The 21,864-nt window shown below is 71.7% G+C and carries 20 protein-coding genes and 1 pseudogene; 13 read left to right on the forward strand and 8 right to left on the reverse strand.

From position 1 onward, the window contains the following. Positions 1 to 276 precede the first annotated feature (276 nt). A complete protein-coding gene (locus EV378_RS26455; protein ID WP_132430104.1) occupies positions 277 to 1,725 on the reverse strand; it encodes an MFS transporter in 1,449 nt (482 codons plus the stop codon). Positions 1,726 to 1,829: 104 nt separating this feature from the next. On the opposite strand from EV378_RS26455, the gene EV378_RS26460 reads away from it, so the two are divergent. Further along, entirely contained in the window at positions 1,830 to 2,528 is a 699-nt protein-coding gene (locus EV378_RS26460) for a TetR/AcrR family transcriptional regulator (RefSeq protein WP_243653780.1), read from the forward strand. Positions 2,529 to 2,534: 6 nt separating this feature from the next. Here the strand turns inward: EV378_RS26460 and EV378_RS26465 are convergent, their stop codons facing one another. Further along, on the reverse strand, positions 2,535 to 4,211 hold the full coding sequence (locus EV378_RS26465; RefSeq protein WP_132430105.1) for an alkaline phosphatase D family protein: 1,677 nt from the start codon (positions 4,209 to 4,211) through the stop codon (positions 2,535 to 2,537). Positions 4,212 to 4,230: 19 nt separating this feature from the next. Beyond that, positions 4,231 to 5,202: an ROK family protein gene (locus EV378_RS26470; protein WP_132430106.1), complete on the reverse strand. Its 972-nt coding sequence runs from the start codon at positions 5,200 to 5,202 to the stop codon at positions 4,231 to 4,233. 80 nt (positions 5,203 to 5,282) lie between these two features. Between EV378_RS26470 and EV378_RS26475 the strand changes: the two genes are divergently transcribed. Further along, positions 5,283 to 6,401: a DoxX family protein gene (locus tag EV378_RS26475; protein ID WP_132430107.1), complete on the forward strand. Its 1,119-nt coding sequence runs from the start codon at positions 5,283 to 5,285 to the stop codon at positions 6,399 to 6,401. 53 nt (positions 6,402 to 6,454) lie between these two features. On the opposite strand, the gene EV378_RS26480 is transcribed toward EV378_RS26475, so the two are convergent. After that, complete coding sequence (locus tag EV378_RS26480; protein ID WP_132430108.1) at positions 6,455 to 7,609, reverse strand: hypothetical protein; 1,155 nt, start codon at positions 7,607 to 7,609, stop codon at positions 6,455 to 6,457. 84 nt (positions 7,610 to 7,693) lie between these two features. Here EV378_RS26480 and EV378_RS26485 point away from each other — a divergent pair. From EV378_RS26485 to EV378_RS26520, 8 genes and pseudogenes are all read left to right on the forward strand, one after another. Continuing rightward, positions 7,694 to 8,892: pseudogene (locus EV378_RS26485) on the forward strand (Tm-1-like ATP-binding domain-containing protein). Further along, positions 8,889 to 9,728 carry a phosphoenolpyruvate hydrolase family protein gene (locus EV378_RS26490; RefSeq protein ID WP_132430109.1) on the forward strand — a complete coding sequence of 280 codons (840 nt, stop codon included), beginning with the start codon at positions 8,889 to 8,891 and terminating at the stop codon, positions 9,726 to 9,728. The pseudogene EV378_RS26485 and the gene EV378_RS26490 overlap by 4 nt, the downstream one beginning before the upstream one ends. After that, entirely contained in the window at positions 9,728 to 10,165 is a 438-nt protein-coding gene (locus EV378_RS26495) for an SRPBCC family protein (RefSeq protein ID WP_132430110.1), read from the forward strand. The genes EV378_RS26490 and EV378_RS26495 overlap by 1 nt, the downstream gene beginning before the upstream one ends. A gap of 44 nt (positions 10,166 to 10,209) precedes the next feature. Beyond that, positions 10,210 to 11,376, forward strand: coding sequence for an acyl-CoA dehydrogenase family protein (locus EV378_RS26500; RefSeq protein WP_132430111.1), 1,167 nt, complete (start codon positions 10,210 to 10,212; stop codon positions 11,374 to 11,376). Positions 11,377 to 11,446: 70 nt separating this feature from the next. Next, positions 11,447 to 11,806, forward strand: a complete 360-nt coding sequence (locus EV378_RS26505; protein WP_132430112.1) for a hypothetical protein — start codon at positions 11,447 to 11,449, stop codon at positions 11,804 to 11,806. A gap of 29 nt (positions 11,807 to 11,835) precedes the next feature. Further along, positions 11,836 to 12,345: a DUF3558 family protein gene (locus EV378_RS26510; RefSeq protein ID WP_165922495.1), complete on the forward strand. Its 510-nt coding sequence runs from the start codon at positions 11,836 to 11,838 to the stop codon at positions 12,343 to 12,345. A gap of 242 nt (positions 12,346 to 12,587) precedes the next feature. After that, positions 12,588 to 12,947, forward strand: coding sequence for a hypothetical protein (locus EV378_RS26515; protein WP_132430114.1), 360 nt, complete (start codon positions 12,588 to 12,590; stop codon positions 12,945 to 12,947). A gap of 35 nt (positions 12,948 to 12,982) precedes the next feature. Continuing rightward, complete coding sequence (locus EV378_RS26520) at positions 12,983 to 13,492, forward strand: DUF3558 domain-containing protein (RefSeq protein ID WP_243653960.1); 510 nt, start codon at positions 12,983 to 12,985, stop codon at positions 13,490 to 13,492. Between the two features lie 80 nt (positions 13,493 to 13,572). Here EV378_RS26520 and EV378_RS26525 read toward each other — a convergent pair whose 3' ends face one another. The 3 genes from EV378_RS26525 to EV378_RS26535 all read right to left on the reverse strand — a co-directional run bounded on the left by EV378_RS26525 (position 13,573) and on the right by EV378_RS26535 (position 17,439). Next, on the reverse strand, positions 13,573 to 14,586 hold the full coding sequence (locus tag EV378_RS26525) for an alanine racemase (protein WP_132430116.1): 1,014 nt from the start codon (positions 14,584 to 14,586) through the stop codon (positions 13,573 to 13,575). Then, positions 14,568 to 15,878 carry a D-arabinono-1,4-lactone oxidase gene (locus EV378_RS26530; protein WP_132430117.1) on the reverse strand — a complete coding sequence of 437 codons (1,311 nt, stop codon included), beginning with the start codon at positions 15,876 to 15,878 and terminating at the stop codon, positions 14,568 to 14,570. The genes EV378_RS26525 and EV378_RS26530 overlap by 19 nt, the downstream gene beginning before the upstream one ends. 106 nt (positions 15,879 to 15,984) lie before the next feature. Continuing rightward, on the reverse strand, positions 15,985 to 17,439 hold the full coding sequence (locus tag EV378_RS26535) for an APC family permease (RefSeq protein WP_165922497.1): 1,455 nt from the start codon (positions 17,437 to 17,439) through the stop codon (positions 15,985 to 15,987). 94 nt (positions 17,440 to 17,533) lie between these two features. On the opposite strand from EV378_RS26535, the gene EV378_RS26540 reads away from it, so the two are divergent. The 3 genes from EV378_RS26540 (at position 17,534) to EV378_RS26550 (ending at position 20,924) form a co-directional block, all read left to right on the forward strand. Next, positions 17,534 to 18,139 (forward strand): TetR/AcrR family transcriptional regulator, encoded by a 606-nt coding sequence (locus EV378_RS26540; RefSeq protein ID WP_132430119.1) that lies wholly within the window; start codon positions 17,534 to 17,536, stop codon positions 18,137 to 18,139. Between the two features lie 99 nt (positions 18,140 to 18,238). Continuing rightward, positions 18,239 to 19,216 (forward strand): alpha/beta hydrolase, encoded by a 978-nt coding sequence (locus EV378_RS26545; protein WP_132430120.1) that lies wholly within the window; start codon positions 18,239 to 18,241, stop codon positions 19,214 to 19,216. A gap of 64 nt (positions 19,217 to 19,280) precedes the next feature. Further along, complete coding sequence (locus tag EV378_RS26550) at positions 19,281 to 20,924, forward strand: flavin-containing monooxygenase (RefSeq protein ID WP_132430121.1); 1,644 nt, start codon at positions 19,281 to 19,283, stop codon at positions 20,922 to 20,924. 40 nt (positions 20,925 to 20,964) lie between these two features. Here the strand turns inward: EV378_RS26550 and EV378_RS26555 are convergent, their stop codons facing one another. Next, positions 20,965 to 21,777 (reverse strand): 8-oxoguanine DNA glycosylase OGG fold protein, encoded by an 813-nt coding sequence (locus EV378_RS26555; RefSeq protein WP_132430122.1) that lies wholly within the window; start codon positions 21,775 to 21,777, stop codon positions 20,965 to 20,967. Positions 21,778 to 21,864: the final 87 nt, after the last annotated feature.

Consider the following 21,864-nt stretch of genomic DNA (forward strand, 5'->3'; position numbering starts at 1 on the left):
CGGGGTCGGTCCGGTGGAAGGCCGTGACCTCGCCCCGGCCGCGGAGCGCAGGCGTCGAGGACTCCGGTGGACCCGGCTCGACGACGCTCACCTCCCGTGCAGCGCACAGCGGAACGCGTCCACGAGCAGGCGGGCGACCTCGTCACGGATGTGTTCGCGAGGATCGAATCCCGGGTCTCCGCCCGCGGTGGGACGAGGGCTCCGCTCGCGCCACAGTGTCGGACGAGAGCAGTTCTCGCGTCAGCGGTCCGAGCCCCACCACCGCGGGTGGGCGGGCTACGCCGTGGCGGGAGCGGCGTCCGGCGACGGGAGAGCGTCGGTCCCGGGCCTCGCGCGGCGGGGCAGGAGGTACGCCAGCGCCGCGCAGAGGGCGATGAGGCACGCCGTCACGATCAGCACCGCTTGCAGCCCACCGAGTGCGTTGCCGCTCTCGAGCCCACCGGCGAAGATCGTGCCAAGGGCCGCGACGCCGCCCGTCGCACCCAGCTGCTGCATCGCGTTCAGCACGCCGGACCCCGAGCCGACCATCGGCAGGCTCACGCCGGCCAGGACGATGTCGAACAACGGGGCCAGCAGCAGCCCGATGCCGAGGCCGGTGACGATCAGCGTCGGCGCCAGCTCCCAGACCGTCACGCCGGTACCGGCGGAGGTGAACGTCGCGACCATGCCGACCACACCGGCGGCCGCGATCAGCGCACCGATCTGGAGCACGCGTCGTCCGTACCTGCGGCCGAGCACGGCACCGGACAGTGCCGACCCGACCGCGATGCCGAGCGCCCACGGCGCCTGCCCGAGCCCGGCGTGCAGCGCGCTCCACCCGAGACCGACCTGCAGGTAGAGCCCGAACGCGAACACCATGCCGGTCATCGCCCCGAAGAACACCAGGACCACCACCAGCCCGCCGGCGTAGGCACGTGCGGCGAACAGTGCGGGCTCGACCAGCGGAGCGCGTCCGGATCTGCTGCGCCGCAACTGGTGCCGGGCGAACACGATCAGTACCGGAACGGACAGTCCCATGAGGACGAACGACCACACGGGCCAGCCCAGCTCGCGGCCCTCGACGAGCGGGAACACCAGCAGCGCCACGCCTGCGGAGACCAGACCCATGCCGACCGGGTCGGGACGCGGGCCGTCCTCGGAACGGGACTCGCGAATCGTCGCGAGACCGAGCGCCATGCCTGCCATGCCGATCGGGACGTTGATCAGGAAGATCGTGCGCCAGCCCGCCCCGCCGAGGTCCCACGCGATCAGCGCGCCGGCCAGGATCGGGCCGCAGACTGCGGCCAGCCCGATCGTCGGGCCGAACGCCGCGAACGCCGTGCCGGCCTCGTCGTCGTCGAAGGTCGACCGGATGATCCCGAAGCCCTGCGGGATCAGGATCGCGCCGAACAACCCTTGCAGCACACGGCAGACGATCAGCATGCCGGGCGAGACGGCCAGCCCGCACAGCGCGGACATCACGACGAACCCGCCGAGCCCGATCAGGAACATCCGGCGCCTGCCGTACAGGTCGCCGAGCCGTCCGCCGGTGATCAGCCCGATGGCGAACGCGAGCGTGTAGCCGGCGGCGATCCACTGGATCGTGGCGACGGTGCCGCCGAGGTCCTCGCGGATCGACGGCGCGGCGATCGCGACGACCGTGGCGTCGAGCAGGTCCATCACCTCGGCGACGAGGACGGCGGCCAGCGCGAGCCAGCGCCAGCGGTAGGGGGCGGGTTCGGGCATGACCACTCCAGGGCTGAGACGTTCGGACCGCGTAACGAACACCGTTCGTTGACGAACAGTGTTCTACTCCGGGAACGGTGTTCGCGTCAACTAGGATTCGTGGCGTGACGGAGCTCGAACCGCCGTGGTGGACACCGCGCAAGACCGTGGCGCGCCGTTCGCTGAACCGGGAGGCGATCGTCGCGGCGGCCCGGACGGTGTTGCGCGACGAGGGGATCGACGCGCTGAGCATGCGCCGGGTCGCGTCCGAGCTCGGGACAGGGCCCGCGTCGCTCTACGCGCACGTCGCCCACAAGGACGAGCTGCTGGAACTGCTCCTCGACGACGTGTCCGGCGAGGTCCCGCTGCCGGAACCGGATCCGGCGCGGTGGCGCGAGCAGGTGACCCAGCTCTGGACGGACACGCGGAACGCCGTGATGGCCAACGGTGACATCGCCCGCGTCGCGCTCGGGCGGGTCCCGCTCGGGCCGAACGCCATGCGCCTGTCCGAGACGACCCTGACGCTGCTACGGCTCGGCGGTGTACCGGAGCAGGCCGCGGCGTGGGCCGTCGACGTGATCGGGATGTACGTGGCGGCCAACGCGATCGAGGGCTCCATCGACGCCCGCGAGGAGCGAGCCGGGCGGGACCCGGTGCAGTACTACGCGCAGGTCCACAAGTACTTCACCGAGCTCCCACCGGATCGCTTCCCGACGACGACGGCGCTGGCGTCGAAGCTCGCCACCGGTGACGGCGAGGACCGGTTCCGGTTCGGCCTTGACCTGCTCGTCGGGGGACTGGCGGCGATGACCGACGGGCCGTGAGGCGCCTCAGGCGCGATCGCCAGAGGCCGCGACCACCGGCGTGAGACCGGTCAGGCGCATCGACCCCGCGTCCCGCAGCGTCGAGGCCGTGCGCGGCTTCTCGAACCGTGCGGTCGCGGTGCGCCCGTCCGTCTCCAGGGTCGCGATCACGTTGCCGAAGTAGGGGCCCAGTCGTCGCTCCCAGGCGACGGCGGCCGCTTCGGCGCCCGTGCCGCGCGCCCACCGCGTGGTGAGCATCGCGAGCGCACGCGCCCAGCTCAGCCGGAACAGCACGCGCATGAACGCAGGCACCACGTTGTGCACCGGCGAGCAGGTCAGCTGGTAGCTGGCGGTGCCGGTCTCGGTGAGGCTGCCGTTCAGGTACGCGCGGGCGGCGTAGCTGTGGTGCACGTCGCCGGACAGGACGCTGGCCGTGGCCGGCGCGGACGGTTCGGTGCCGACCCGGCGCAGGAGCGCCGCGAGCCGGGCGAACGAGTGCCCGAACGCGGGCCAGTGCTCCAGATCCGCCTCCTGGCGGAGGTGCTCGGCGGCGCGGCCGACCCGCCCGCCCCTCCTGGCCGCCTTCTCGCTCGCGGCCTGCAGATCCGAGATGCCCTGCGGCAGCAGCCACGGCACCGACGTCCCGATCATCACGTGGTCGACCGGGCCGGGCGCGAGCACCCGCTCGCTGATCCAGTCGAACTCACTGTCGGACACCATCTTGCGCGGTGTGGACTCGACGATCCGCCCGTTCCGCGAGTCGATCACGACGAGCCTCGAGCGTCCGAGCTCCCAGCAGAAGCTGAACCGGACGTCCTTGTGCGCGTCGGCTCCGGCACCGACCTCGACGTCGGCGTGGTCGGCCATCTCGACCAGGACGTCCCAGGCGTCGCCGTCGGCGGCCTGCACGCGCCGCCAGTAGGGGTCCGCCGCCAGCTCGGAGGGGGAGAGGTTGCCCAGGTGCTGGTAGACCCAGTACGCGGCGAGCCCGGCCCGGATGCGGTCGCGCCACCAGGGAAGCTCGCGGATCGTCCTGCGCCACACGCCACTGGTGTTCCAGTCGTCCCGGACGTCGTGGTCGTCGAAGATCATCGCGGTGGGGACGGTGGACATCATCCAGCGGACCTCGGGGTCCGACCACGTATCCCGGTAGAGGCCCGAGTACTCGTCGAAGCCGACGATCTCGTCCTCCGGCCAGTCCGGGTGCCGCCCCCTGCGCCCGCCGATCCGGCGGCGGGTCTGCGGGGTGAGCTCGTCGGCGTAGACCTGGTCGCCGAGCAGGAGCAACACCGTCGGCCACTCCGACGGGTCCTCGCCGGCCATCCGCGTCGCGTACGCGTCCAGCGCGTCGAGCCCGTACTGCCGCGCGAGCTTCGGGTCGGAGAGCTTGACGTAGCGGCAGGAGCCGAACACCACGCGCTGGCGCGACGCACTCGTCGGACCCCGGGTGGCGATCGCGCTCCGCGGGAACGCGGACGTCGCGAGCGGCCACACCCGCTCGCCGTCGACGTGCACCTCGTACGGCGTGCGGGTGTCCGGCTCGAGCCCGGTCACGCCGACCAGGGCGTAGTGCAGCCCGCACACCTCGAACGTGTCGGCCGAACAGCCGAGCACCTCCACCCGGCAGGGCCGGTCGACCTGCACCCACACCTGCGCGGAGGTCTCGTCGACGTGCCGCAGCACCGGTCCGAGCAGAAGCGTCACGCGCACACTGTAGGACCGCTCAGAGGGTTCCGGCGTCCTCGAGGGCCAGCAGCGCGGCGCCGATCTTCCCGGCGTCGCCGCCGTAGGTGGCGGGCAGGATCGGCGGGATCGGGCGCGCGGTCGGCGCGTAGGCGAACTCGCGGGCCGCCCGCCGGGTCGGCTCGAGCAGCAGGTCCCCGGCGTCCACCAGCCCGCCGCCGATCACCATCGCCTCCAGCTCGAAGATCGCGTTCAGCGACGCGATCCCGATCCCCAGCGCGCGGCCGAGCCGGGCGAACAGCGACGCCGCCGTCGAGTCACCCGCCATCGCGGCCATCGTGACGATCTGGCCGGTCACCTCCGCGCCGGACTCGCGCGCCAGCGAGGCGATCATCCCGTCCGGGTCGCCCGCCGCCGCGCTGCGCCCCATCCGGGTCAGCGCCGTGCCGGACGCCAGCGCCTCCAGGCACCCGTAGTTGCCGCAGCCGCACTGCGGACCGTCCGGGTTGACGTTCATGTGCCCGGCCTCGGCGCCGAGGCCGTTCGGACCGCGGTAGATGCGCCCGTCGAGCACGATCCCGGTCCCGATCCCGGTGCCGACCGTCACCAGGATCATCTGGTCGTACCGCTCCTCGCCGAGGCGGGCCTCGGCGAGCCCGGCCACGTTCGCGTCGTTGTCGATCACGGCGGGCAGCCCGGTCGCCTTCTCCAGCTCCGCGCGCACGTTCCAGTCCCGGTAGGAGTTGTTCGGCGCCCACCGGATCCGCCCGGCCGGCCACTCCACGGTGCCCGCCGCGCCGACCCCGATCGCCTCCACGCCGTCGTCGCGTCCTCGCAGGTCGTCGACCATCTCCAGAAGGAGTGACGTCATCGTGGCGGAGTCCGACGTCTCCGGGGTGTCGCGCCGGCATTCGGCGGTGACTGTGCCATCGTCGGCCACGATCGCCCCCGCCACCTTCGTCCCTCCGATGTCGAGCCCGATCGCCCGCCGTCCACCTGCCTCACGAGTCACGTGCGCATGATTGCGACGACGACGCCGCAGCGCCAGCCGCCGCGGGGTTTGCGGGACCGTCGATCGGGGAAAGGTCCTCCATGCCAGTGCTCCGTCGCGTCGCCCGCCCCATGCTCGCCGCCGTCTTCATCAGCGGCGGCATCAACGCGTTGCGTTCGCCGGGCGACCACGTCAAGGCCGCCAAACCCGTTCTCGACCAGGCCGCCCCCGCTGTCGACCGGATCGTCGAGGCCGCCCCGATCGACCGCCGTCCGGACGACGAGACGCTGGTCAAGATCGATGCCGGCGTGAAGATCGTCGCAGGGAGCATGCTCGCGCTCGGCAAGATGCCGCGGACGGCCTCGACGCTCCTCGCCGCCTCGCTGATCCCGACGACCCTCGCCGGACACCGGTTCTGGGAGGAGACGGACCCGGAGACCCGTGCGGCGCAGCAGGTCCACTTCTTCAAGAACGTCAGTCTGCTGGGCGGGCTGATGATCGCCGCGGCGGACACCCACGGCAAGCCGTCCGCGGCGTACCGGACGCGCAAGGCCGCCGAGCGGGCCCAGGCGTCGCTGGCGGACACGTTCTCCTCGTCGAGCAACTCCGCGTCGGACACGGCCGACCGCATCTCGGCCGGCCTGGCCGGTGCGGGCAGCACGATCGCCGCGACCGCGTCGACGCTCGGGCAGAAGGCGAGCGAGGCCGTCGACGAGTACGGCCCGACCGTGCGCGAGCGCGCCGTCGAGCTGGGCGGACGGGCCTCCGAGCAGGCCGCGACGCTCGGGTCGGTCGTCTCGGAGCGTGCCTCCGGGCTGTCCGAGGAGCTGGGCAAGCGGGCCGAGAAGGCCGCGATCCAGGCCCAGAAGAAGGCCAAGGCCGCCGAGAAGCGCGGGGCCAAGCTCCAGAAGACCGTCGAGAAGCGCGGCAACCAGTGGGAGAAGGCCGCCGGCCGTAGCGGCGAGCGGTGGATCAAGGAGGCGGAGAAGCGTCGCGCCCGCTGGGAGAAGCAGGCCGAGCGCGCCGCCAAGACCGCCCGCAAGCGGGCGCCGCAGTACGCGGACCGTCTGTCCACACTGGCCAGCCAGGCGCAGGCGCAGGCCGCGAAGATCGGTTCGGACGTCGCGGACCGCGCGTCCGAGGTCGGCGCCGAGACGGCCAAGCAGGCGAAGGCGGCCGCCAAGGACGCGCGGAAGCGCGCGAAGGCGGCAGCCAGATAGCGCGTTTCCGCGATACGCCCGGGTCTCCACGGGAGGCCCGGGCGTTCGTGCGTCTAGAGCGGGCGCAGGATCTGCAGGTCGCCGGTCGCGCGGGACTCGACCTCGACGTCGTGCACGCCGGACCCGACGCCCGCCCGCGGCGTGAGCGCGTTCGCCATCCGCGTGAACAGGGCCTGGGTCCGCGAGTTCTCCAGCGCGGCGTCCGCGATCAGGTTCGGCAGCATCCCGCCGGAGCGCTTGCGCACCGACAGCGGCGTCACGGACAGGCGGGACAGCAGCCGCCGCAGCCGCGCGACATCCGCGGCGCGCGCGGCCAGGTCCGGCTCGACCAGCGGCCGCATCGACGTCAGCGACCGCTCCGGCGTGCGCAGGTGCTGCTCGGCGGCGGTCAGCAGCAACCGGCGGGCGTCCAGCACGAGTGCCTGGTAGGCCCCGTGCACCGCGCCCGGGAAGCCGGCCCATCCCAGACGGCCGACCTCGCCCAGCGACTCGCGCACCACGCTGCCGGGCGTGCCCGACCGGTCGAGTCCGTCGACGACGCGTTCCCAGCCGGCGAGCAGCGCGACGGTCTGGTGGCGCAGCACGGACAGGTTGGCCGCCGCCGTGCCGAGCGCGACGTCCTCGCCGATCGTGCCGCGGTCGAGCAGCGCCGTCTGTGCCCCGCGCAGCGTCTCCTCGGCCGCCCGCACCCGCGCGTCGAGGCTGGTCGGGCACTGCGGGGCGAGTTCTGCGACGGCGGTGGTCACGTCGTGCAGCACGCGGTTCTGCACGTCGGTCGCCGCGATCTCGACGACGAGCGTGAGCGCCAGCAGCCCGAGCGACGCGCCGGTCGCGGGCGCCGTCGGCTGCGGCGAGGCGAGCGGCAGCCGCACCGGGCCGATCGCCCGGTCCACCGGCGCCGGGGTGCGGTCGGTGAGAGCGAGCAGCGGCTCCGCGCCGAACCCCTCCGGCAGGGCGAGGCGGAACGTCAGCCCGCCGTCGAGGACCGTGCCGTCGCCCGGCCGCCGGTGCACGACGCGACCGAGCAGCCGGGCGAGCTCGCTGCCCGCGGCCACGACGTCGCCCCAGAGCCGGCCGGTCGCGGCCGGCTCCGGACGCCACCCCACGGCCAGGGCCGGGACGCGGACCGGCGCACCGACGGGCAGCTCGCCGGTGCGTGCGTCGAGGGGGAGCACCACTCCGCGGGCCGGATCGGTTTGACGCAGCATGATGGGGAAACGATACCGAGGGTGTGCAGGTCACTGGTCTGCTCGGGTGGCGCATCCCGGTGAGAGGGCGCTAGAAAGCGCTGTGTGGCTACCGCGTACGTGATCGGCACGCACGACACGAAATCCGACGAGCTCGGCTACGTCGCCCGTCTGGCGGATGCCGCCGGGGTGGCGGTGACGCGGGTGGACGTGTCCACGTCCGGTGGCGGTGACTCCGGCTCCGCCGATGTCGACGTCACCGCCGCGGAGTGGCCGCGGCTCACCCGGACGGCCCTGACGCCGTGTTCACCGGTGACCGCGGCAGCGCCGTCGGCGCGATGGCCGTCGCGCTCGAGCGGTGGCTGTCCGGGCGCGACGACGTCGGCGGCGTCCTCGCGCTCGGAGGTTCCGGTGGGACGGCGCTGGTCACGCCCGCGATGCGGGCGCTGCCGGTCGGCGTGCCGAAGCTGATGGTCTCCACCGTGGCCTCCGGCGACACCGCGCCCTACGTCGGCGCAGCGGACATCGCGATGCTGCACTCGGTCACCGACGTGGCCGGCCTGAACCGGATCTCCCGACGGGTGCTGGGCAACGCCGCCCACATGCTCGCCGGGGCGGTCCGTGCCGAGATCCCGGCCGGCGACGACCGCCCGGCCGCCGCGATGACGATGTTCGGCGTGACCACGCCGTGCGTCACGCAGGTCCGCGACCGGCTCGGCGACGAGGTCGACCCGCTCGTGTTCCACGCGACCGGCACCGGTGGGCGGGCGATGGAGAAGCTCGTCGACTCCGGCCTCGTGGACTCGGTGCTGGACCTGACCACCACCGAGATCGCCGACCTCGTCGTCGGCGGGGTGATGGCGGCCGGCGAGGACCGGATGGACGCGATCGCGCGCACCCGGATCCCGTACGTCGGGTCGTGCGGAGCGCTCGACATGGTGAACTTCGGCGCGCCGGACACCGTCCCGGAGCGCTTCGCCGGGCGTCTGTTCTACGAGCACAACGCCCAGGTGACGCTCATGCGCACGACCGCAGAGGAGAACGTCGAGATCGGACGGTTCCTGGCCCGCAAGATCGACGCGTGCGCAGGGCCGCTGCTGTTCCTGCTGCCCACCGGCGGGGTGAGCCTGCTGGACGCGCCCGGCCAGCCGTTCCACGATCCCTCCACCGACGAGGCGTTGTTCGCCACGATCGAGTCCACCGTGGCTCGTCCGGAGCGGATCGCGCGGGTGCCGCACAACATCAACGACCCCGAGTTCGCCGACGCGGTCGTGGCCGCGTGGCGGGAGGTGATCGCCCAATGAGGTTCCAGCGAGCGGAGCTGGTGGAACGCTTCTCCGACATGGCCCGCCGCGGCGAGCCGATCGTCGGTGGAGGTGCCGGGACGGGCCTGTCCGCCAAGTGCGAGGAGGCCGGCGGGATCGACCTCATCGTCATCTACAACTCCGGCCGCTACCGGATGGCCGGCCGCGGCTCGCTGGCCGGGCTGCTCGCCTACGGCAACGCGAACGACATCGTCGTCGAGATGGCGTCCGAGGTGCTCCCGGTCGTGCAGCACACGCCGGTGCTGGCCGGCGTCAACGGCACCGACCCGTTCATGATCACCGACCGGTTCCTGCGTGAGCTCGACGATCTCGGCTTCGCCGGCGTCCAGAACTTCCCGACGGTCGGACTGTTCGACGGCACGTTCCGGTCCAACCTGGAGGAGACCGGGATGGGCTACCGGCTGGAGGTCGACCTCGTCGCCGCCGCACGCGGGGCCGACCTGTTCACCACGCCGTACGTCTTCTCCGCCGACGACGCCCGCGCGATGGCCCGGGCGGGAGCCGACATCGTGGTGTGCCACATGGGACTGACCACGGGCGGCGCGATCGGTGCCGAGACGTCGAAGACGCTGGACGACTGCGTCGCGCTCGTCGACGAGTGGGCGGAAGCCGCGCTGGAGGTCCGCGACGATGTGCTCGTGCTCTGCCACGGCGGCCCGATCGCCATGCCCGACGACGCCGCCCACGTGCTCGCGAACGCGAAGCACTGCCACGGCTTCTACGGCGCGTCCTCGATGGAACGCCTGCCCACCGAGCAGGCGCTGACCGAGCAGACACGACTGTTCAAGACCCGTCTCACCCGCCAGGAGCCCTGATGCCCCGCCCGTACTCCAGTGCCGTGATCCCGGCTCCGCTCGCGGAGGTGTGGCCGCTCGTCCGTGACTTCGGCGGCATCCACCGCTGGCATCCCGCGATCGAGCAGGCCGAGCTCACCCGAGGCTGCTCGGACGCCGAGATCGGCGCCCAGCGGCGACTCACGCTCGGCGACGGGGGCGTCGTCGTCGAGAACCTGCTGGCCCTGGACGAGCGCAACCACGCGCTCACCTACGAGATCGTCGAGTCGCCGTTCGCGGTGCGCCGCTACGTCTCCACGGTGCGCCTGGCCCCGGTGACGGCCGTCGGGCACACGTTCGGGGAGTGGTGGGTCGACTTCGACGCGGACGCCGCCGACGAGGGCGACCTGATCGACCTGTTCGCCAACGGCGTGTTCGCCGCCGGTTTGGAGGCGCTGCGCGCCCGTTTCGCCGCTTGACACCGGTGTGAGCGGCACGCACCGTTGCCACCGAGGTGGTGACGATGACGTCGACCGTCGAGCTGACCGGTACCGCTCTGCTGGCGAGCGCACGGGAACTGCAGCCGCTCCTGCGCTCCTCCGCCGCGGGCCACGACGCGGCCGGAGTGCTCTCCGCGCCCGTCGTGGACGCCCTGCACCGGCACGGGTTCTTCGGTATGTGGACGCCTGCCGCGCTGGGCGGCGCGGAGGCCGACCCGGTCACGTCGTTGCGGATCGGGCAGGCGCTCGCCGAGGCGGACCCGTCCTGCGCCTGGGTCGTGGGCGCTGCCGCCCTCGCGACCGGGACCGGCGGTGCCTACCTGGGCGACGACGCCGTCGAGGTCCTGTTCGCGGGCGACCGTTTCCCGGTGGTCGCCGGCCAGGGAACCCGCCCCGGCAGCGCCGTGCCGGACGGTGACGGGCACCGGCTGTCCGGCGCGTGGAGCTTCGGATCCGGGCTGCGGCACGCGCAGTGGATCCACACGCTCGGCGTCGACGAGAGCGCGGGCGAGGCCCGGATCTTCGTGCTGCCCGTCGAACAGGCGGAGCTGATCGACAACTGGGACGTGCTCGGCCTGCGCGCCACCGCGAGCATCGACTACACGCTCGACGGCGTGCACGTCCCGTCCGCGTTCAGCCACCCGGCCACGACCGAGACACCCCTGCGCGGCGGGCCGCTGTTCGGGCTCGGGATCATCCACCTGGCGTTGATCGTCCACTCCGGATGGGCGCTCGGGGTGTCCCGCCGGATGCTCGACGAGCTGTCCTCGCTGGTGCGGGACAGGGCGGGACGCCCGGGGACGCTGGCCGAGAGCCCGCGGTTCCACGCGTCGTACGGAGAGCTGGAGGGCGCCTGGCACGGAGCGCACGCGTTCGTCCACCAGGTCTGGGGCGAGATCACCGACGCGCTCGCCTCCGGCGGGAGACCGACGCACGACCAGCGCACCCGCGCGCGACTCGCCCTGCACCACGCGACGTGGGCCGCCGAGCGGATCAGCGGCGAGGTCTACCAGGCGGCCGGCACGACGGCCCTGCGCGCCGGTGCGCTGCAGATGTACTTCCGCGACATGCACGCCGGCAGCCAGCACTTCCTCGTCGGCGCCGGCACGGCGGAGGCCTGCGGGCGCGCTCTGGCGGGGCTTGCCGACGGGCACACGTGGGAGTTCATGACGCTCGTGCCGCCTACCTGATCCGTGCGGTCGTGAACGGGTTGTCGGGAACGGCGCCGTGGGGTGGTTCGGCGGCACTACTCTCCGGCTCGTGGCACCCGGTGCGGACCCCGCGTTTCGACAGGCGATGGACGGACTGATGCTCCAGGTCGACCGGACCAACGTCCTCGCTGTGCACCGCGCGTTCCGGGAGCATGCGGACAGCCTGCGGGCGTACCTGTACGAGGTGCAGGTGAACGCTGCGATCGGTCTGTGCGGCGGCGACCCGGTGTCCCGGGATGCTGCTGGTCCGCAGTCGTTCGGTGGCAAGGTCGGAAAGCTGATCGGCGTCCACTGGAAGCACTGGGAGGAGCTGGACGCCGTCGCGGGGGAACTGCGTGAGACCGCACGAACCTACGGGCACACCGATGAAGAGATCGCCCGCTCTCTGGCCTCCGAGCGGAACCGATGAGGGCTTCTGCCACCGCCGCGGTCACGAGCATGGCAATCTTCGTGCTGGCGGCATGCTCACCGACCGCCTCTCCCACACCCCCTTCCCCAACGCTTCCGCCCCGACCGGTCTCTATCGCCGCCGACCGGATACCACCGTGCACGATGTTGGAGGCCGATCAGGCCGACCAGTTGGGATTGCGGCATCCCACTCCTGGCCAAGGAATCGTCGAAGGGGTCCAGTCGCCCAGCTGTACGTGGCTCGGCGGTGATGGCGGTACGAACGTGCAGTTCATCCCGGTGGGCGCTGAGGTCGCTCTCAACCTCCCGGGGGCGACGACCACCCAGGTCAACGGTTTCGGTGCGGTCCGGAATGTGCCGAACCTGCCTGGCTCCCCGCCGATTTGCCAGCTGGCCATCGACGTCGCGCCCGGGCAGACGGTCCGGGTGCAGGCCAATGCCATACCGAACCCGCCTTATGGCATGGACGAGCTCTGCCATCGAGCCGACGAGGCCGCGTCGATGGTCATGACCACCGTCGTCGCGAACGTACCGACGTAGCGGAAATCCGGTCGAGATGGCGCTCATGGTTGTCGCGGACCCACTCGGACAGCCATGAGTGCCATGTCAACCGGTGTGGATCACCTACGAACGGCCGAGGCGTGCGGGAGGGTCGTCGCCGGACTCGCCGACGGGCACGTGGGAGTTCTCGACGCTCGTGCCGCCTTCGTTATCCGTGCGCCTGTGAACGGGTTGTCGGGAACGGCGCCGTTCGGTGGTTGTTCCGCACTACTGTCCTGCGCGTGGCACCCGGAGCGGACCCCGCCTTTCGGCAGGCGATGGACAACTTGATGCTCCAGGTCAGTCGCGACAACGTCCTGGCGGTGCACCGTGCGTTCCAGGATCACGCCGACGATCTGCGTGCGTACTTGCTTGACGTCGGCGTGAACTCGGCACTCGGCCTGTGCGGCGGGGACCCGGTGTCTCGCGCCGCTGTTGGCCCGCAGTCCTTCGGTGGCAAGATCGACCAGCTCCTCGACGTCCACTGGAAACATTGGGAGGAGCTCGACGCAGTGGCCGGGGAACTGCGTGAGGCAGCTCGGACCTATGGACATGCAGAGGACGAGATTCAGCGTTCCCTGGCTGCGAAGCCGACTCGATGAGGAGATCCGTCCCGACGCTCATAGCGGGCGTGGCGATGGCTCTCATTGCCGGATGCTCGGCGGCGAGCGGTCCGGGGACTCCTCCGTCAGGCCCGACGCTCCCGCCCCGCCCGGTATCGGCGACTGCTGACCGGACTCCACCATGCCGCATGCTTGTCGCCGACCAGGTCGAACGCCTCGGTCTTCGCCATCCCACTCCCAGCGATGCGGTTGTGGACGGCCTCCCATCGCCAGCCTGCAAATGGCTCGGCAATGACGGCGGCATCAGCGCACAGTTCATTCCGATCGGTGCCGAGGTCGCCATCCCGGTCCCCGGGGCGGTCATCACCCAGGTCAACGGTTTCGGTGCGGTCCGGAATGTGCCGGACCTGCCTGGCTCCCCGCCGATTTGCCAGCTGGCCATCGATGTCGCGCCCGGGCAGACGGTTCGCGTGCAGGCCAATGCCATACCGAACCCGCCTTACGGCATGGACGAGCTCTGTCGTCGCGCGGACGAGGCCGCGTCGATGGTCATGACCACCGTCGTCGCGAACGCACCGAAGTAGCGGGAATCCGGTCGACATGTCACCCATGGTCGTCGCGGACACGTCCGAACAGCCATCACCGCCATGTCAGCCGGAGTCGATCACCAGCCCCGGAGGTCCACCGCCCAGGTGTCGAGGACCTCGGCGTCCGGGTCGGTGCCGCGCACGAGGTGCATGCGCTCGTGCAGGGCGATCGTCGGGTCGACGTGCGCCGGCAGGACGGTGACCCGGTCGCCGACCGACACGCGTCGTTCCGGCCCGAACGTCGTGTGCTCGTCGGAGCAGAACCACACGTGTCCACCCTGGACGGTCGGGTTGCCGTGGTCCATGCCAAGGGACTTGAGCCCGACGTCGGCGACGGCGAACGCCGGCATCTCGCCGGCCGCGTCCGTCGTCGACACCACGGTGGACAGCAGCGTCAGCGCCTGCCGGAACGGGAGCCCGGCGGCCGTGTAGGCCGTGTCCATCAAGGCGTACGAGCCGGCCTGCAGCTCGGTGACCCACGTGTTCATCGCGTACGTGCCGGTGCCGCCGCCGGAGACGACGTCGCCGCCGACGTCGGCGTGCGCGGCGAGCAGGCGCCCCATGCACTCCTCGGTGAGCCGCGCCCTCTCCACCGGGTCGGCCAGCATCATCAGATGCCCCTCGTAGCCCATCACACCGCGGACGGTGAGCCCGGCCGCGCGGGCGTCGTCGGCCAGCCGGCCCGCGCGGTCGGGCGCGATCCCGCAGCGGGGGAGACCCACGTTGACGTCGACGAGTACCTCCCGCACCCCGCCGTCGACCGCGGCCCGCAACGTGGACGGGGAGTCGATCGCGACGGTGACCCGGGCGTCGAGCGCACCGAGCCGACGGGCGTCGAGCACCTCGTTGGCCAGCAGCAGGTCCTGACCGAGCCCGGCCTTCGCCATGCCCTCGACCTCGCGGATCGTGGCGCACGTGAAGCCGGTGTGCCCACCGTCGGCCTGTCGGGCGGCGAGTGCGGTCGTCTTGTGCGCCTTGACGTGCGGGCGGAGTTTCGACCCGGGCAGGGCCGCGGACATGTCGGCGAGGTTGGCGTCCAGCGCGTCGACGTCGACGAGCAGGGCGGGCGTGGTCAGGTCTCCGACGCGCACGTGGCGGGCACCCCCAGGACCCGGTCGAGGTAGGCGTTGCGGAACCGGCCCTCCGGGTCGAGCCGGTCGCGCAGGGCGACGAACGCGTCGAACCCGTCGTAGGACGCGCGCAGCGACGTCGCGGTCCGGGTGTGCATCTTGCCCCAGTGCGGACGGCCGCCGAGCGCGGTCATGACGGACTCCACGGCACCGAAGTACGCGGCGTGCGGCTGCCCGCGGAACACGTGGACGGCGATGTAGGCCGTGTCGCGTCCGGACGATGTGGACAGTGGGATGTCGTCGCCGTCGAGCACGCGCACCTCGACCGGGAACGTGACCGCCTGCCCGTGCCGGTCGACGGCCGCGCGCAGCCCGGCGAACGCCTCGGGCAGGGCCTCGCGCGGGATCGCGTACTCCATCTCCAGGAACCGCACGCGGCGCGGGCTGCAGAACACGTCGTAGGAGCGGTCGACGTACTCGGCGGCCGCGAACTGGTCCGCGACGAGGCGGTTGATCCGCGGCACCAGCGACGGGACCCGCGCGCCCAGCCGACAGGTCAGCTCGAACACGCCGTTGCCGAGCAGGTCGTCGCCGACCCACTCGGCGACCCGGCCGCGCACCGGCCCGTCGGCCTCGGTGCGGTTGTTGCGCTTGGTCGCCGCGATGTCGGTGTGCGGGAACCAGTAGAACTCGAAGTGCTCGTTGGCCGACGCCATCTCGTCGACCTCGGCCAGGACGCGCGAGAGCGGCAGCGCCGCCTCGACGGCGTGCAGCCGGAACGCCGGTACGCACTCGAGCGTGACCGTCGTGATCACCCCGAGCGCGCCGAGGCCGACCCTTGCGTGCCGGAACACGTCGGCGTTCTCGGTGTCCGAACAGGACAGCACGGACCCGTCGGCGAGCACCAGCTCCAGCGCACGGACCTGGGCGGCGATGCTGCGGTAGCCGGCGCCGGTGCCGTGCGTGCCGGTGGAGATCGCGCCGGCCACGGTCTGCGCGTCGATGTCCCCGAGGTTCGGCAGGGCGAGACCGCGCCGCCAGAGCAGCGGGTTCAACTCCCGCAACGTGATCCCGGCCGGGACCGTCGCACGAGGACCGTCCACACGCACCAGGCCGGGGCCCGACGGCACGCGCACGGCGACGCCGTCGGCGACGGCGATCGGGGTGAACGAGTGTCCGCTGCCGAGTGCCTTGACCCGCATTCCCTCGCGCGCCGCCGCCTTCACCGCTCCTGCCACCTCGGAGGTGTCACGGGCGTGGACGGTCCACGCCGGGTCGGTGCGGACGTTGCCTGCCCAGTTGCTCCAGCTCATCGGCCGTCTCCCTGGCGCGTTCGCGTCGTGCCGCACCGCTCCCCGGCACGCCGCACCTGTCGGGTGGGGTGCGGCACGCGGACGTGGGGTGCGCGAGCCGAGATGGTCACGCGGGCTCCTTCTCCTCCGACGGCGTACCGGTGCCGAGACCGGCGGTGCCGTCCCGCAGCCGTCGTCGCAGCACCGCGACGTACCAGATGCCGGCCAGAGCCAGCGCCGCCAGCACGACGTAGTCGGCACCGCGGAACGCCTCCGGCACGGTCAGCGACGCGACGACGGCGACCAGCCACAGCAACGCGAGCCCGGCCACCGGCATCGCCCACGCGCCGAGCCGGAACCCGCCCTCTCCGAGCGCGAGCAGCCGCTTCCGCCGGGCGAGATAGCCGCCGAGCGTGAGCAGGTAGACCAGGTACGGCACCAGCGCCGTGGCGCCGACGAGCACGCCGAACGCGTCGCCCTCCAGCGTCCCGAACGCGAGCAGCACGAGGCAGACGACGAGCGAGGCGACGAGCGCCGGTACCGGCGTCCCGGTGCGCTCGTTGACGCGACGCAGCAGCCGCGAGCCCGGAAGGAGCCCGTCGCGCGCCATCGCGAAGATCAGCCGGGAGTTCGACGCGGCGGCGACCACGACGAGCGCGAACATCGAGAACACGACGATCGCCAGGAACACGGTGGTGAGCGTCGGGCCGAGCCAGTAGCCGGCGATGTCGGCCAGCGGTACCTCCGACTGCTGGATCTGTCCGAGGTCCGGGATCGCGAGCGTGAAGCCGATCAGTGCGGCCATCCCGAGCACGCCGGACACGATGACGGACAGCAACATCGCTCGCGGGACGGTCCGGCGGGCGTCGACCGCCTCCTCGGCCATGTCCGCGGCCGCCTCGAACCCGACGAGCGTGAAGATCCCGATCAGCGCCCCGCCGACGATCGCGTCGGTCAACGGCGTCCCTGCCTCGGCGGGCGAGGCGACGGACAGGAACCCGAACCCGTGTGGATCCGGCGCCGAGGACCCGCCCTGCACCCAGGCGACGAACACGACGACCGACAGCACCACCGTCCCGACGATCTCGGCGAACACGGCCACGTTGTTCACCCGCGCGGCCAGCTGCACCCGCACGATGTTGATCAGATAGGCGACGACGAGCGCGAGCACCGCGATGAACACGACCACCCGGGTGTCCGACGGATCCAGTCCGAACACGGTCGCGGTCAACGGCGCGAGGCCGATCAGCGCGATGCCGGGCAGCCCGACGGCGCCGTAGAGCACGCCGAGCGAGCCGACGACGTAGCCGAAGCGCGTGTCCACCAGGCGCGCGGCCCACTGGTAGTTCGCCCCGGCGAGCGGCATGTGTCCGGCGAGCTCGGCCAGCACGAGCACCACCAGCAGCTGCCCGACGGCGGCGACCGGCCACAGCCAGACGGCGGCCGGTCCGAGCTGGGTGATGCCGTACGAGTAGTTGACGAAGATCCCCGTGGTGATCGAGACGATCGAGAACGCGATCGCGAACAGCGCGAACCGCCGCAGCACGCGGGGGAACTGGCTGGCGTAGCCGAACTCGTCCATGCGACCTCCCACACCGGAGTGGATGCGCGGAAGCATGCGACGCGGCACAATCTGAGTCAACCGTCTGGGACACTTGACCAACTCGGGAGGTGCGATGCCGCGGGTGCCCGTCGAGGAACGCCGTCGCCAGCTCGTGGCCGCTGCGTTCCGGGTGATCGGCCGGGAGGGGTTCGCCGCCGCGACCACCCGCCGGGTCTGCGCCGAGGCGGGCGCGCCGCTGGCCGCGTTCCACTACTGCTTCGACTCCAAGCAGGCGCTGCTGGTCGAGCTGACCGAGCAGACGCTCGCCGAGCTCGTCGACATCCAGACCGACGGGATCGTGGTCGGCAGCGACGTCGCCGCCTCGCTGCGGGCGACGCTGCGCGAGTACTGGCGAGGAGTCGAGGCGGACCCGAACCGTGAGTCGGTGCTGATGGCGCTGACGCAGCACGCCCTCGCCGACCCGAAGCTCGCCGGTGTCGCCGAGGCGCAGTACGAGGCCTACCACCGCACCGCCCGCACGGTGCTGGAAACGATTGCCGACGCGTGCGGCGTCACCTGGTCGCTACCGCTGGGCCGTCTGTCCCGGATGCTGATCGTGGTCACCGACGGGGTCACGCTGGCCTGGCTCGTCGACCGCGACGGGGAGGCCGCGCTGGCCGCGCTGGACGCGTTCGCCGACCAGGTGGCCGCGCTGGCGCAACCGATAGGTGATCCCTGATCGCATAAAGTTGCCTATGGCAAGGTTCCCGGGGCGTGGTGCAGAGTCGGAAGGAGAGCGGCGTCACACAGCGGTGACGCCCGGGGATCCGGAGATCCGATGACGACTGCGCCCGTCCGTCCGCCGTACGACCCGGAGCTGGCCGCCCTGCTGCCCGCGGTGAACGAGGTGCTCCCGTCGAGCATCCGGCCCGACGACCTGAAACGGGTCCGCGAGCAGGTCTCCGCCGCGTTCCTGCCGATCGACGAGGTGATCGCGGGCCGGGCGATCGAGTACGAGGACCGGACGATCCCCGGGCCCGAGGGCGCCCCGGACGTCGTCGTCACGATCCTGCGGCCGGCGAAGAAGAGGATCGAGAACGCGCCGGGCGTCTACCACACGCACGGCGGCGGCATGATCCTCGGCGACCGGTTCACCGGCGTCGACCAGCTGTGCGACTGGGTGCTGGAGTTCGGCGTCGTCGCGGTCACCGTCGAGTACCGACTGGCGCCCGAGCACCCGGACCCGGCGCCGATCGAGGACTGCTACGCCGGGCTCGTCTGGACCGCCGCGAACGCCGCCGAGCTGGGCATCGACCCGGCGCGCCTGGTCCTGGCCGGGGGGAGCGCGGGCGGTGGGCTCGCCGCCGGCCTGGCGTTGATGGCCCGGGACCGCGGCGGGCCGTCGATCTCGGCCCAGATGCTGATCTATCCGATGCTCGACGACCGGAACGAGACCCCCTCTGCGGACCAGTTCGAGGGCATCGGGATCTGGGACCGGATCTCGAACGACACCGCGTGGACGATGCTGCTCGGCGACCGCAGGCGCACCGGGGACGTGTCGCCCTACGCCGCGCCCGCCCGCGCGGCGGAGCTGGCCGGGCTGCCGCCCGCGTTCGTCGACGTCTGCAGCACCGAGACGTTCCGTGACGAGGACATCGCCTACGCCTCGAGGCTCTGCAGCGCAGGCGTGCAGACCGAGCTGCACGTGTGGCCGGGCGGCTTCCACGGCTTCGACTCGCTCGCGCCGGACGCCCCGCTGTCGCGGCAGGCCCGCGCCGCCCGCGTCGACTGGCTGCGCCGCATCGCCCGTTTCTGACCTCTCCGAGAACGCTCCCCGCCCCGACCTGAGGACCGACCCACGATCGCCGCAGGAGGCGCCCATGAGCACGGCCGAGCACGACACACCGGATCTCGACGCGATCGTCGTCGGGGCAGGTTTCTCCGGGCTGTACATGTTGCACAGGTTGCGGGACACGCTCGGCCTGCGCGCCGAGGTGATCGAGTCGGCCGACGACGTCGGCGGCACCTGGTACTGGAACCGGTACCCCGGCGCGCGGTGCGACTCGGAGAGCTACTTCTACAGCTACTCCGACCGGCTCGACGAGGACCTGCTGCAGGAGTGGACCTGGAGCGAGCGGTTCGCCGCGCAGCCGGAGATCCTGCGCTACCTGCAGACCGTCGCCGAACGCTTCGACCTGCGCCGCGACATCCGGTTCTCGACGACCGTCACGGCCGCGACGTGGGACGAGGGCGGCACCCGCTGGATCGTCGACACGTCCGACGGCCGCCGCTCCAGCGCGCGGTACCTGATCACCGCCGTCGGCTGCCTGTCGACGACGAACCTGCCGGACTTCCCGGGCCGGGACTCGTTCCGCGGCAAGAGCTACCACACCGGACAGTGGCCGCACGAGGGCGTGGACTTCACCGGCCAGCGGGTCGCCGTGATCGGTACCGGCGCGACGGCCGTGCAGGCCGTCCCGGAGATCGCCGAGCAGGCCGCGCACACCTACGTGTTCCAGCGGACGCCGAACTACGACATCGCGGGTGGCAACCGCCCGATGACCGAGGCGGACGCCAAGGAGATCAAGTCCAACTACCGCGACATCTGGGCGCGCACCCGCGAGACCGGGTTCGGCTTCCCGTACGACATCGCGGACCGCCCGGCCCGTTCGGTCTCCGACGAGGAGCGCAGGGAGATCTTCGAGGAGGCGTGGGCCCGCGGCGGGTTCCGTCTCGGGACCACGTTCAACGACCTGCTGCTCGACGCCGACGCGAACTCCACGGCCGCCGAGTTCCTCCGCGAGAAGATCCGCGGTGTGGTGCGCGACCCGGAGACGGCGGAGAAGCTCTCCCCGCGTGACCACCCGTTCTTCACCAAGCGCCCGCCGCTGGAGAACGGCTACTACGAGACGTTCAACAAGGACAACGTCACGCTCGTCGGGGTCCGGGAGACGCCGATCGACTCGATCACGGAGAAGGGCGTCGTCGTCGACGGCGTCGAGTACGAGGTCGACTCGATCGTGTTCGCCACCGGCTTCGACGCGATGACCGGCACGCTGTTCCGGCTGAACCTGACCGGCCGCGACGGCGTCACGCTGAAGGCCAAGTGGGAGGCCGGGCCGCGCAGCTACCTCGGCCTGACCACGAACGGCTTCCCGAACCTGTTCATGCTGACCGGTCCGCAGAGCCCGTCGGTGATGAGCAACATGGTGGTCTCGATCGAGCAGCACGTGGACTGGGTGACCGACTGTCTGCGCTGGTTGCGGGAGCAGGGCCGGGACCGGATCGAGAACACGCTCGCCGCCGAGGACGGCTGGATCTCGCACCACGACGAGGTCGGCGCCATGACGCTCCTCGACCAGGCGAACTCCTGGTGGGTTGGTGCGAACATCCCCGGCAAGACCCGCCGGATCTACCCGTACATGGGTGGCGTGGGGGTCTACAAGGGACTCTGCGACGACGTGGCGGCCAAGGGGTACGAGGGGTTCGAGACCTCGTCGTCGGGGGCGACCGCGATGGCGTGAGACCGAGCCGGCCCGTGCCATCGCGGCGCGGGCCGGCCGGTCAGGACGAGCCGAGGATCTCGGCGAGTGCGTCGAGATGCTCGGTCGCCTCGTCGAGACGTGCCCGCTTCTGGGCGATCACGACCCGGAGGGCCTCCAGCGGGTCGCCGTCTCCTGCGTCGTCCTCGACGCCGGTCGGCGACTGTGGTGGGGTCGTCCGCCCGCTGTTGCGTGCTACCTGGCGTTCGAAGACGATCTCCTCGACATGATCTGACGAGATGCCGAGCTCGTCGCCCCAGTGTTCGAGCAGTCCGACGTAGCGCTCGTAGTTGGCGACCGACCACGTCCCGTCCAATCGCACGTCGGCGTGCAGGAGGAACCAGCGGCGGACGACCTGGTCGAGCACCGGTGCGGTCCGGTCACCGTGGGCGGCACGGTTCGCGCGGGTGGCGAAGTAGAGGAACTTGGTGCCGAAGGCCGGCCCGAGGTAGGTCAACCGGTTCCGGGCAATCACCCGGAACGCCGGTATCGGGCCGTCGTCACGAGCAACGGCGACGACACGGCGGAGGCGCTCGCCCGCGTCCAGGTTGAGGCCCAGCACACGCTTCGTCCGGTAGGCGCCGTACCCGACCGGGCCGTAGCCCCACACCATCGACGCGAGGAAGGCGTGCACGGCTGTCGATGCGTCGACGTGGGCCTCGCCGAAGAAGTCCGTCACACCCTCGCGGGAGATCGGGTTCGGCAGCTGTTCCAGGAACTCACGGTGGTCAGGTAGCTGTCTGAACCAGGCCTGCGGGTTCCATGAGGACGGGCGTTGGGGATGGCCGTCCTCCTCCGGATTCAGATCGTTCGGTGGGGGGATCAGGTCGTTCACCAGTTCCTCCAGGGTCCGACGTCGGTTTCGACCGTAAGTCGTGAGCCAGTGGGTGCGGGGAGTCTTCCCGAAGTGCACCCGAACAGG

Origin of the sequence: Pseudonocardia endophytica, assembly GCF_004339565.1 — a bacterium.
In the GTDB taxonomy this organism is placed as follows: domain Bacteria; phylum Actinomycetota; class Actinomycetes; order Mycobacteriales; family Pseudonocardiaceae; genus Pseudonocardia; species Pseudonocardia endophytica.

What these genes read in the sequence shown, in the direction of transcription:
- EV378_RS26480 (WP_132430108.1), bottom strand. Translation starts at nt 7,609, where the DNA reads ATGCTGCGTCAAACCGATCCGGCCCGCGGAGTGGTGCTCCCCCTCGAC.
- EV378_RS26540 (WP_132430119.1), top strand. Translation starts at nt 17,534, where the DNA reads ATGCCGCGGGTGCCCGTCGAGGAACGCCGTCGCCAGCTCGTGGCCGCT.
- EV378_RS26490 (WP_132430109.1), top strand. Translation starts at nt 8,889, where the DNA reads ATGAGGTTCCAGCGAGCGGAGCTGGTGGAACGCTTCTCCGACATGGCC.
- EV378_RS26495 (WP_132430110.1), top strand. Translation starts at nt 9,728, where the DNA reads ATGCCCCGCCCGTACTCCAGTGCCGTGATCCCGGCTCCGCTCGCGGAG.
- EV378_RS26520 (WP_243653960.1), top strand. Translation starts at nt 12,983, where the DNA reads ATGGCTCTCATTGCCGGATGCTCGGCGGCGAGCGGTCCGGGGACTCCT.
- EV378_RS26535 (WP_165922497.1), bottom strand. Translation starts at nt 17,439, where the DNA reads ATGGACGAGTTCGGCTACGCCAGCCAGTTCCCCCGCGTGCTGCGGCGG.
- EV378_RS26510 (WP_165922495.1), top strand. Translation starts at nt 11,836, where the DNA reads ATGGCAATCTTCGTGCTGGCGGCATGCTCACCGACCGCCTCTCCCACA.
- EV378_RS26530 (WP_132430117.1), bottom strand. Translation starts at nt 15,878, where the DNA reads ATGAGCTGGAGCAACTGGGCAGGCAACGTCCGCACCGACCCGGCGTGG.
- EV378_RS26475 (WP_132430107.1), top strand. Translation starts at nt 5,283, where the DNA reads ATGCCAGTGCTCCGTCGCGTCGCCCGCCCCATGCTCGCCGCCGTCTTC.
- EV378_RS26550 (WP_132430121.1), top strand. Translation starts at nt 19,281, where the DNA reads ATGAGCACGGCCGAGCACGACACACCGGATCTCGACGCGATCGTCGTC.
- EV378_RS26455 (WP_132430104.1), bottom strand. Translation starts at nt 1,725, where the DNA reads ATGCCCGAACCCGCCCCCTACCGCTGGCGCTGGCTCGCGCTGGCCGCC.
- EV378_RS26500 (WP_132430111.1), top strand. Translation starts at nt 10,210, where the DNA reads ATGACGTCGACCGTCGAGCTGACCGGTACCGCTCTGCTGGCGAGCGCA.
- EV378_RS26545 (WP_132430120.1), top strand. Translation starts at nt 18,239, where the DNA reads ATGACGACTGCGCCCGTCCGTCCGCCGTACGACCCGGAGCTGGCCGCC.